The sequence below is a fragment of the Hominilimicola sp. genome (genome assembly GCF_046972485.1).
In the GTDB taxonomy this organism is placed as follows: Bacteria; Bacillota; Clostridia; order UBA1381; family UBA1381; genus Hominilimicola; species Hominilimicola fabiformis.
Map to the genome: position 1 here is coordinate 1 of NZ_JBKVWU010000070.1, position 11,302 is coordinate 11,302.

The window sequence follows — 11,302 nt, forward strand, 5'->3', positions numbered from 1 at the left end:
ACCCTACTCTTGCTTTGCAGTACGGTACAACAGACGGCTATCCGAAAATGAAAGACTGTGCAAGAAAGCGTGCGGAAAAAGTTAATTCAGTCGGTGAAAATGATGAAATTCTTATTATGACAGGTGCAAATCAAGGTATCGACCTTACTGCAAAGGCTGTTTTGAATAAGGGTGACAAGGTTATAGTTGAAAGTCCAAGCTTTATAGGAAGTCTTAATGCGTTCAGAACATATGAGGCTGAACTTGTCGGCGTTACTGTTGAGGCTGACGGTATGAATATGGACGAGCTTGAAGAAACTCTGAAGAATACGGACGGTGTAAAGATGATTTACACAATTCCTACATTCCAAAATCCGACAGGCTGTACAATGTCGCTTGAAAAGAGAAAGCGTATGCTTGAAATCGCATCAAAGTATGACGTGCTAATCCTTGAGGACAATCCTTACGGTGACTTGCGTTTTGCAGGTGAGGACGTGCCGACAATCAAGTCGCTTGATACAGAGGACAGAGTTGTTTATGCAGGCTCATTCTCAAAAATTCTTTCACCGGGTATGCGTCTTGGCTACATTGTAGCACCTGCACCGCTTGCGGAAAAGATTGAAATGCTAAAGCAGGTAAATGACGTACATACACCGATGATTACACAGCTTATGTGTGTGGAATTTATGAAGAAGTACGATATAGATAAGTACATTGCAAAGAACAGAGAGCTTTACGGAAAGAAATGTGCCGCAATGGTCAGTGCAATGGAAAAATATTTCCCACAGGGTAAAGTTAAGTGGGTAGTGCCTGAGGGCGGTATATTCCTATGGTGCGAATGCCCTACTATCGAAGATATCACACCGATTGTCGATAAGTGCCTTGAAAAGAAAGTCGCTATCGTACCCGGTTCAAATTTTGCAACGGATATATATGCTCCGTCAAATATGTTCAGACTTAACTATTCATCAGCTACTATTGAAAATATAGAAGAAGGTGTAAGACGTTTGGGAGAAGTCTTGACAGAAATGCTTTAATCTGTGAAAGGAAGATAATAATGGAAGATAAGAAAATCATATTTTCAGGCGTGCAACCGTCGGGAAATCTTACACTCGGAAACTATTTGGGAGCGATAAAAAATTGGGTTGACATACAGAAAGATTATAACTGTATATACTCAATGATGGACTTGCATACAATTACAGTTCGTCAAACTCCTGCTGATATAAGAAGAAGAACTCTTGAAGTGCTTGCTTTGTACATCGCTTGCGGAATTAATCCGGAAGAAACAATTTTGTTTATTCAGTCGCATAACCCTGCACACGCAGAGCTTGGCTGGGTACTTAACTGTTACACATATATGGGTGAATTGCAGAGAATGACGCAGTTTAAGGATAAGTCTGCACGTCATGCCGAAAACATCAATGCGGGATTGTTTACATATCCTGTACTTATGGCGGCAGATATTTTGCTTTACCAAACAGACTATGTGCCTGTAGGTAAGGATCAAATGCAGCATATTGAAATTTGCCGTGACATTGCACAGAGATTTAACTCGCTTTACGGTGATGTATTCAAAATTCCCGAAGGTATGCTTTCAAAGTCGGGTGCAAAGATAATGAGCTTGCAAGAGCCTGAAAAGAAGATGTCAAAGTCCGATCCTAACCCTAAGGGATATATTTCAATGATGGACGATATGAATGTTATCGCCAAGAAGATAAAGAGTGCGGTAACGGACAGTGAGGGTGTTATTGAATATCGTGAAAACGATCCGACAAAAGCCGGAATTAACAACCTTTTGAGCATTATGTCAGCCGTAACAGGCAGGAATATCGAGTCAATCGTAAAGGATTACAGCGGTAAGGGTTACGGTGACTTTAAGAATGACGTCGCGGAGGCGGTTGTTGAATGTATCCGCCCGATCAGAAATGAATATGATAAACTTATTGCCGATAAGCAGTACCTTATGGATATATGTCAAAGAGGTGCTGACAGTGCAAAGAGAATTTCACAGAGAACATTGAAAAAGGTGTATAAGAAAGTCGGCTTTGTGCTGTAATGGAGGGTAATATGTTAACTCGACAAGTTTTATTTATGATATTTGCATTCATCGTATCGTTCGCATTTACGTTTGCAACGACTCCTTTGGTAAGACGATTTGCTTTTAAAATCGGTGCGATAGACATACCGAAAGACAACAGAAGAATGCACAAAAAACCTACACCGCGAATAGGCGGTTTGGCAATTATTTTTGGATTTACGGTGGCGACATTGTGCTTTGCACAGCCGTCACGGCAGCTTTACGGAACGCTCGCAGGTGCGGCGATTATTGCCGTCATGGGCGTTATAGACGACTGCAAAAACCTGCCCGCTAAGCTGAAATTTGTAATTCAGATTATTGCCGCACTTGTGGTTGTGTTTGCAGGCGATATAAAAATCGATGTGTTCACAAACCCAAATTTCCTAAGCGACAATCCGTATTGGGTACTTCCCGAATGGCTTTCGGTAACGCTTACTGTTATATGGATTGTATTCATAACGAATGCGGTAAACTTTATTGACGGTCTTGACGGATTGGCGGCAGGCGTGTCGGCGATAATGTCTATATCGCTTGTGTTTATATCGATAAGAGTGGGTGAATATTCGATTGCAATTTTGGGTATTGCACTTATGGGTTCGTGTTTCGGATTTTTGCCGTTTAACTTTAATCCGGCAAAAATATTTATGGGTGATACAGGCTCGACGTTCTTGGGATTTATGCTTGCAACATTGTCTATACAAGGTGTGTTCAAGAGTTATGCGGTAATATCGTTTGCAGTACCGCTTTTGATTTTGGGATTGCCGTTGTTTGACGCATTGTTTGCGATGATTAGACGTATATTGCGCGGACAAAGTCCGATGACTGCGGACAGAGGACACTTGCACCACAGACTTGTGGATATGGGATTTTCCCAGAAACAAACCGTATTTATATTGTACGCAATAAGCGGTGTGCTCGGAATAACGGCTGTACTTTTGGCTGAAAGCGGCGTACTCAGAGCATTGCTACTTGTAATATGCGTGCTTATACTTCTTTTGATTGGAAGTATGCTTGGAAAGAACAGTTATGTACATCAACATCAGGATAACAGAAATTTGACTGATGATAATGATATTGAAGTTGAAGAAGTTTCCGATAAAAAAGGTAATGAGGATAAGTAGGAAAGGATAGAGAAAAGTGAAAAAGTTAAAGGTTATGACAGTTTTCGGTACAAGACCTGAGGCAATCAAAATGGCTCCGCTTGCACTTGAACTGAAAAAATATGACAATATTGAATCAATCGTATGTGTAACGGCACAGCATAGACAAATGCTTGACCAAGTTCTTGAAATATTCGGCATAACACCTGATTATGATCTTGATATTATGAAGACAAGACAGAGTCTTATCGGAATAACAACAAGAGTTTTGGAAGGTCTTGACGAAGTTATTAAAAAGGAACAGCCTGATATTGTGCTTGTACACGGCGACACATCAACAAGTTTCGTTGCGGCACTTGCAGCTTTTTATAATCAAGTCAAGGTCGGACACGTTGAGGCAGGTCTAAGAACATACGATAAATATTCTCCGTTCCCTGAAGAAATGAACAGACAGCTTACAGGCAGAATTGCCGATCTTAATTTCTCACCGACAGAGCAAAACAGAAAGAATTTGCTTAAAGAAAATGTTTCGGACGATATTATTTATATAACCGGTAATACGGTTATTGACGCGCTTAAAACAACTGTTCGTGATGATTATAAGTTCAAGGATGAGTGCCTTAACAACCTTGATTTTGACAATAAGAGAGTAATTATTGTAACTGCTCACAGACGTGAAAATCTTGGTAAACCGCTTGAAAATATCTGTAATGCGCTAAAGCAGATTGTTACGGAATATGAAGATGTTGAACTTGTATATCCTGTTCACTTAAATCCGGCTGTTCGTGAAACTGCATTCGGTATTCTCGGCGATATGGACAGAGTACATCTTATTGATCCTCTTGACGTTGAGGAACTTCATAATGCTATGTCACGTTCGTTTATGGTTATGACAGACAGCGGCGGAATACAGGAAGAAGCACCGGCACTTGCAAAGCCTGTTTTGGTACTTAGAAAAGAAACAGAACGTCCTGAGGCTGTTGCGGCAGGCACGGTTAAAATAGCAGGTGTTGAAAAGGACGATATTGTACGTCTTGCAAAGGAATTGCTTGACAGTGAAGATGCGTATAATAAAATGGCACACGCCGCTAACCCTTACGGTGATGGTGAAGCGTCAAGAAGAACTGTTGAAGCTATTCTTTACGCATTTGGTTACAGTGACAAACGTCCTGAGAACTTTTCAGTAAAATAAATATGAGAATGGGAAAATTTCATATAAGATAGGGGGTACCCCAATGCAAGATTTGCTGAATAAAATAGACCGTCTTTTGAAAGAGAAAAAATTTTTTGAAGTAAAAAATATTGTGAAAGATGAGAATGCCGCAGACCTTGCGGTGTTGTTTGACGAACTGTTCGGTGAAGTGTTCGGTGAAAAGACTGAATTTATGATTTTGTTCAGACTTTTGCCAAAGGATTTGGCGGCTGAAACATTTGCGCATATGAACAGCGATATGCAGAGCCATCTTATACAGATGTTTTCCGATAAAGAAATCAGAGATATTCTTGATGAATCTTTTATTGATGATACTGTTGATATAATCGAAGAAATGCCGGCGAACGTTGTTTCGAGAATTTTGAAAAACTCAACAACGGGCGAGCGTAAGGCGATTAATGAAATTCTGCGTTATCCGAAGGACAGTGCCGGAAGTATAATGACAATAGAATATGTCAGTCTGCATAAGGATATGACGGTATCGGAAGCTTTTGAAAAAATTCGTAAAGTCGGTGTGAATAAGGAAACTATTTATACTTGTTATGTGACCGAGAACAGAAAACTTATCGGTGTAATCACTGTAAAGGATTTGTTTATGGCTGATGAGGACGATAAGATTGCCGATATTATGGAAACGCATATTATAAGCGTTGATACACTTGAAGATAAGGAAATTGTCGGACATATGTTCAGAAAGTACGATTTTCTTGCATTACCGGTTGTGGATAAGGATAATCGACTTGTCGGTATCGTTACATTTGACGACGCTATGGACGTCATTCAAGATGAAAATACAGAGGACTTCTCAAAAATGGCGGCTATTGCACCGAATGAGGAATCGTATTTCAGAACAGGTATTTTTAAACACGCAAAAAGCCGTATCGTATGGCTTTTGATACTTATGATAAGTGCAACGATTACACAGATTATAACGAATAGGTACGAAGCCGCATTTGCGGCAGTACCGCTTTTGGTTTCGTTTATGCCTATGATAATGGATACCGGCGGTAACTGCGGCGCACAAAGTTCTACTCTTATAATCAGAGGTATTGCACTTGACGAAATTCATTTTTCGGACTTTTTTAAAGTGGTGTTCAAGGAATTTAGAATTTCTATTATAGTCAGTTCGGTATTGGCGGTGGTAAACGGTGTGCGAATTTATATAATGTATCAGCATAAATGCGATTATCCGTTTATGCTTGCACTGACGATTGCATTGTCAATTATCGCAACAGTTATTTTGTCAAAGGTTATAGGTTCAATGTTGCCTATGCTTGCAAAAAAATGCCGACTTGACCCGGCGATTATGGCGACACCGCTTATAACAACAATAGTGGACTGTTGTTCGCTGTTCTTGTATTTTAATATTGCAACGATAGTGTTTTCACATATTGGAATTTTGTAATTATAAAGAGTGCCTATGCACTCTTTATTTAATAGAAAAAAGTAGAAGGAAAAATTATGTTGGTACGCAGAGCAGAAATAAAAGATATTGAGAAAATAAACGAATTGTTATTGCAGGTAGCTATGGTACACCACTATGGCAGACCTGATTTGTTTAAGGCAAATTGCCGTAAGTATAAAAATGACGAGCTTGTTGAAATCGTAAAAGACGACAACCGTCCGATATTCGTTGCAGAAGATGACGGAGTTGTTATGGGTTACGCATTTTGCGTGATAACCGACCGTAAAGATGATAACGTTTTGACAGATATGAAGAATTTGTATATAGATGATTTGTGCGTTGATGAAAATATGAGAGATAAACACGTTGGTACTGTCATTTATGATTATGTCAAGAAGTATGCAAAGGAAATCGGCTGTTATAACTTGACGTTAAATGTTTGGAGCTGTAATGAATCGGCTCAAAAATTCTATGAAAAACAAGGTCTGAAACCTCAAAAAACAACTATGGAAATGATTTTGTAATAAGGGAGCACAGTGCGGATTCAGAAGTAACAATATAAATGCTGATGTTAATGGTGCGAACACGTTATTGGATATTTACAGTTACTATGTCGAACAGACCTCCATAGTAGATGACTATTAATTGCCGACGGTTGAGAAATTCACCATATTGTTGCGGAACTAAACGGCAAAACAGTAGGTTATGAGCAAATGGGTTATAGATTAGTCTGAAAAATTGAGCAGTGCGGGTTTGAGTTTAACCGTTGGTTTAATACGATTATTATAGATAAAATAATCAATGAACCGATCAAGGAGAAAAAATATTAAGAAGTTCGATGAAGTACGAAGAAAATTCGGATTTAAAAAAGCAAGGCACTCTGCCTTGCTTTTTGTTTAATCTGTAATAACAACAGGTTTTGAAATACCACCGTTACCGTCTGCTTTGGTGCTGTTTACGATAACCGCAATATCGGCATCACCGTTTACGTCAGAAACATTTATTTCAACTTTACGTCCCCATTGGCATTCGCCTTTGAATTTCTGCTCGCCGTTTACGAAAACTTCAACTTCATTGCCTGTAAGTTCTCTGAACACAATGAAATTATCGTTTTCATTAATATTAACGGTAGTTTTGTAAAGTCCGTATCCGGTTATGTTTTTAAATTTATCGTCGTATCCGCTGCCAACCGACACGATACCCCAAGTATTCATATCGTGGTCCTCAATTTTAACATTCGGATCAGGTCGTGTTTCTGATAAATCAACCGCTTGACGCCATTTTGCAATATATTTTTCATTCACTGACGGAATAAATATTTTTTTATTTTCGTTTGCAACTGATTTTACGGTAGCCGTTGCACTTTCAAGTCCGTCCGACGTTGCAGTAACTGTAACATTTTCCGCACCGTCCGATTGCTTAACTATTACTTGACACAAACCGTTAAACAGGTGTCTTTCTTCGGCTTTGTCGGCTTCGTGAGAATTAGGATCGCCGTTTCCGACACCGATTATTTCGCCGCCGTCGGCAGTGAATTTTATAAGATTATCGGCGGTCGGTACACTTACACCGTTTTCGTCAATAACTGAAATATTAAATATTACTGCGTCATCGCAACTGTCATATACAAATTCATTTTGCGGAGTGATAATGATTTTTTTTGCCGCATTTGCGGTTGAAACTTCGTCACTGCAAACCTCTTTGCCGTCAATATATCCGACCATTTTAAGAGTACCTTTTTCAAACGGAACAAACCAATCCGCCATATCGTACTTATCAACGTTCTTTTTGCCGAGCGATTTGCCGTTTAAGAAAAGTTCAGCCTCACTGCAATTAGTGTGCGTCATAACATGCACTTCTTCACCGTCCGCAAAATTCCAGTGGGGAAGGATGTGAATCATCGGCTCATCTGTAAAGAATGCTTTGTTAAGATAAAAAGCGTCTTTTTTGAAACCGCAAGTATCCATGATGCCGAATTGAGTACCGATTGACGGCCATTCAAACGGAGTCGGCTCACCGCGATAGTCAAAGCCTGTCCATATGAAAAGTCCCATAATGTGCGGACGAATATCGACTTGCTTAAAACCGTCACGATATGTATTGCCCCAAGGAGCGGCTTCACTGTCGTAACAGTCGATAATATTCTTGCTGTGGTCGGTCTTGTAAACACCGCGAGTTTGAAAAGCACTGTCGTTTTCACTGCCCAACATCGGCATATCGGGGTACTTTTCTCTGAAGTCGTCATAAGTATGGGTGATATAGTTAAAGCCGGTCATATCAAGAATATCGCAAGCACCGCCGTCCGTTGTGACACCCGTATTCATAGCACCCAATAGAAAACGTGTGCTGTCAAGTTTTTTTATTTCACATTGAAGTCTTTCGGCAAGCTTTCTGCCTGTCGGAGTACCTTGAAGCGGTTCTTCGTTAAACAGCGAGTACATAACGACAGATGGGTGATTTCGGTCACGCATAACCATATCCTGCACTTGCTTGATACCGTCAGCACTTGAATTGAAGTTGCGGTTCTCGTCCATAACAAGAATACCGTATTTGTCGCAGTAATCAAGTATTTCGGGATTAGGATTGCCGTGCGCACAACGGTACGCATTTGAACCCATTTCCTTTAGTAGTTTAATTCTGTATTCGTTTACACTGTCGGGAACGGCAACGCCTACACCGGCATGGTCTTGATGGTTGCAAGTGCCGTACAGCGGAACGTGTCTGCCGTTAAGGAAGAATCCTTTATCTTTGTTAATAGCGATTGTACGGAAACCGAATGTGTTTTTTTGACTGTCAACAAGACTGTCGTTTTCATAAAGTTCGCTGACCATCGTGTATAGGTTAGGCGCGTCAATGTCCCATAAAAGCGGGCTGTATGTCAAAATACTTTGATTGATTTCGGTTTTACTGCCGCCGGCAATCGAGAATACTTTTTCATCTTTGCCGACAATATTATCTTCTTTGTCGAGTATATATGTTTTCAATCTGAAATTTTTGTTTTCATATGATGAATTTTCAATCGTTGTATCTGTAGCCGCGTCCCATACGTCAACTGTTTTTCTTATAGGGTGAACAAACACACCCCAATGTGCGATATGTAACTTGTTTTTCTTGTACAGATTGACGTGACGGTATATGCCTGCTCCCTCATACCACCAACCTTCAATTTGTGTCGCGTCAACGAACACGACAAGGTCGTTCACTTGGTCGCCGTAAAGTGCCATATCTGTCGCATCAACGACAAACGAATTGTAACCGCAGAAATTTCTGCCGATAACGGAGCCGTTTAGATAAACTGTTGCATAGGAAGAAATACCCTCAAATTCGATTAAAATTTGCTTATCTCTGTCACTTTCATCAAGACGAAATCTTTTTGAATACCACGCTTTACCGCGTTTTTTGTATCCTTGCGACGGTCCCCATTTTTCTTCAAATTCATTGTATACCGCCCAGTCATGCGGTAGGTTTACGGTTTCCCAATCGCTTTTGTCAAAATCCGGTGACGCCGCACCGATTGCACCGCCGGCTTTGGCTGCCATATAACATTCTGTATGTGTTTTTGTTTCCGGAAGTTCAAAATCACCGTTGTAGAACTTCCAATCTCTGTCTAAACTGAATTTCTCCATAATATGCTCCTTTTTGTATTTTAATGCTGCAAATGCCACCCCTCAGTCAACTGCGTTGACAGCTCCCCTCAAGGGGAGCCGATTTGCCTCTCCTTGAGGAGAGGTGCCTGAAAGGCGGAGTGGTGGCTCTACTTCAAAATATTATTACCTTAATTATACCTTCAAAAATAAATATTATCAAGACATATTGACAAAAAAATAAATGTGTAATATAATAACTACAGATGAGATTAGATTAGACGAGAATAAATTTATATTGATATTTCTATGTCTTTTTCTAATACAAGAAAAAGGCTTTTTTGTTTTCACAGAAAAGCCGCCTTAATAAAAATAAGAAAGGCGGGGATTTGATGTTTAATTTAACCGTAGATGAAGTAAAAGAATTGTCAAAAAAGTACAATATGATACCGTTGACGATTGAATGTTATGCCGATATGGATACGCCGATAAGCGTGTTCAAGCGTATGCAGACAGAGAAGGATTGTTTCTTGCTTGAAAGTATCGGTCAAAACCACGTTACAGCGAGATTTTCATTTATAGGAAGAAATCCGTTTATCAGTTTTAAAAGTCTTAACGATGAAATAACAATTTCAGATTACACCGGAAAAACAAATACATATAAAGGCAAGCCGATGGAGGAGCTTGAAAAGCTTATTGAAAAGTACAAAGCACCGAAACTTGAAAATATACCGTCATTTAACGGCGGTGCGGTAGGATTTTTTGCGTATGATATTATACGTCAATATGAACATTTGCCAAACATAAATCAAGACGATTTGCATTTACCTGATATGCACTTTATGTTGATGGACGAGATAATCGCGTTCGACCATATGCGTCAAAAGATTGTTATAATAGTAAATATTCACGCAGAGGGTGATATTGAAAATCAGTACAAAAAGGCAACAGGCAGATTACTTGACATTCAGCAGGAAATGACGGACCTTTCGGGACTTATGAAAAAAGAAAAGCGCGAATATCGTTCTTCTTCAAAGATGGTTTCAAATATGACGAAAGAAGAATTTTGTGCGAACGTTGAAAAGGCGAAAGAGTACATCAAAAACGGCGATATATTCCAAGTTGTGCTTTCACAGAGATTTACAGTTGAAACGAATGTAAGTCCGTTCAATACATACAGGGCACTAAGACTTATCAATCCGTCACCTTATATGTACCATTTGAATTTCGGAGATTATCAGATTGCAGGTGCGTCACCTGAAATGCTTGTGAGAGTTGAAAACGGAGTTGTTCAGACAGGACCTATCGCAGGCACACGTCCGAGAGGTAAGACTGTTGAGGAAGATATGGCACTTGAAAAGGAGCTTTTGGCTGACAAAAAGGAAATTGCGGAACATACAATGCTTGTTGATTTGGGCAGAAACGATATAGGCAGAGTCAGCGAGTTTGGCTCGGTAAAGGTTACGCGATTTAAGTATGTGGAGCGTTTTTCACACGTTATGCACATTATAACAGACGTTGAAGGTAAATTAAGAAGTGACAAAACTTGTTTTGACGCACTTGGTTCAACACTTCCTGCAGGAACACTTTCGGGTGCACCGAAAATCCGTGCAATGGAAATCATTGATGAACTTGAAAAAACGAAACGTTCAACATACGGCGGTGCAATCGGTTACATTAGCTTTAACGGCAACTTTGACAGCTGTATAACAATTCGTACAGGAGTATTCAAGGACGGCAAGGCATATATCCAAGCCGGCGGAGGAATTGTTTACGATTCTGTTCCTGAAAATGAGTATCAGGAGTCGATAAACAAAGCGTCGGCGGTGCTTAGAGCGATTGAGGAGGCAGGTGACATAGTATGATTATAATGATTGATAACTACGATTCATTTACATATAACTTGTACCAATATATCGGTACTATAAATCCCGATATATA

General features: G+C 39.8%; 8 protein-coding genes and 1 pseudogene. 8 read left to right on the forward strand and 1 reads right to left on the reverse strand.

Features of this window, described 5'->3' with window-relative positions; translation table 11 throughout:
• The 6 genes from ACLTU0_RS08010 to ACLTU0_RS08035 form a co-directional block, all read left to right on the forward strand.
• On the forward strand, positions 1-1,016 hold a 1,016-nt coding region (locus ACLTU0_RS08010; RefSeq protein WP_412321978.1), incomplete at its 5' end, for a PLP-dependent aminotransferase family protein.
• A 20-nt stretch (positions 1,017-1,036) separates the two neighbouring features.
• On the forward strand, positions 1,037-2,038 hold the full coding sequence (gene trpS / locus ACLTU0_RS08015) for a tryptophan--tRNA ligase (RefSeq protein WP_022230156.1): 1,002 nt from the start codon (positions 1,037-1,039) through the stop codon (positions 2,036-2,038).
• An 11-nt stretch (positions 2,039-2,049) separates the two neighbouring features.
• Positions 2,050-3,180, forward strand: coding sequence for a glycosyltransferase family 4 protein (locus tag ACLTU0_RS08020; protein WP_412321980.1), 1,131 nt, complete (start codon positions 2,050-2,052; stop codon positions 3,178-3,180).
• 16 nt (positions 3,181-3,196) lie between these two features.
• Positions 3,197-4,351 carry a non-hydrolyzing UDP-N-acetylglucosamine 2-epimerase gene (gene wecB, locus ACLTU0_RS08025; RefSeq protein WP_022230158.1) on the forward strand — a complete coding sequence of 385 codons (1,155 nt, stop codon included), beginning with the start codon at positions 3,197-3,199 and terminating at the stop codon, positions 4,349-4,351.
• 43 nt (positions 4,352-4,394) lie between these two features.
• Positions 4,395-5,777: a magnesium transporter gene (gene mgtE / locus ACLTU0_RS08030; protein ID WP_022230159.1), complete on the forward strand. Its 1,383-nt coding sequence runs from the start codon at positions 4,395-4,397 to the stop codon at positions 5,775-5,777.
• 56 nt (positions 5,778-5,833) lie between these two features.
• The gene (locus tag ACLTU0_RS08035) at positions 5,834-6,301 is read left to right on the forward strand and encodes a GNAT family N-acetyltransferase (RefSeq protein ID WP_022230160.1); all 468 of its coding nucleotides are present in this window, start codon (positions 5,834-5,836) and stop codon (positions 6,299-6,301) included.
• 372 nt (positions 6,302-6,673) lie between these two features.
• On the opposite strand, the gene galA is transcribed toward ACLTU0_RS08035, so the two are convergent.
• Positions 6,674-9,403: a beta-galactosidase GalA gene (galA, locus tag ACLTU0_RS08040; RefSeq protein ID WP_022230161.1), complete on the reverse strand. Its 2,730-nt coding sequence runs from the start codon at positions 9,401-9,403 to the stop codon at positions 6,674-6,676.
• A gap of 350 nt (positions 9,404-9,753) precedes the next feature.
• Between galA and trpE the strand changes: the two genes are divergently transcribed.
• Together trpE and ACLTU0_RS08050 are read left to right on the forward strand one after the other, a co-directional pair.
• A complete protein-coding gene (gene trpE, locus ACLTU0_RS08045) occupies positions 9,754-11,226 on the forward strand; it encodes an anthranilate synthase component I (RefSeq protein WP_412321982.1) in 1,473 nt (490 codons plus the stop codon).
• Positions 11,223-11,302, forward strand: a pseudogene (locus tag ACLTU0_RS08050) (aminodeoxychorismate/anthranilate synthase component II); the annotation flags it as partial. The gene trpE and the pseudogene ACLTU0_RS08050, both read left to right, overlap by 4 nt.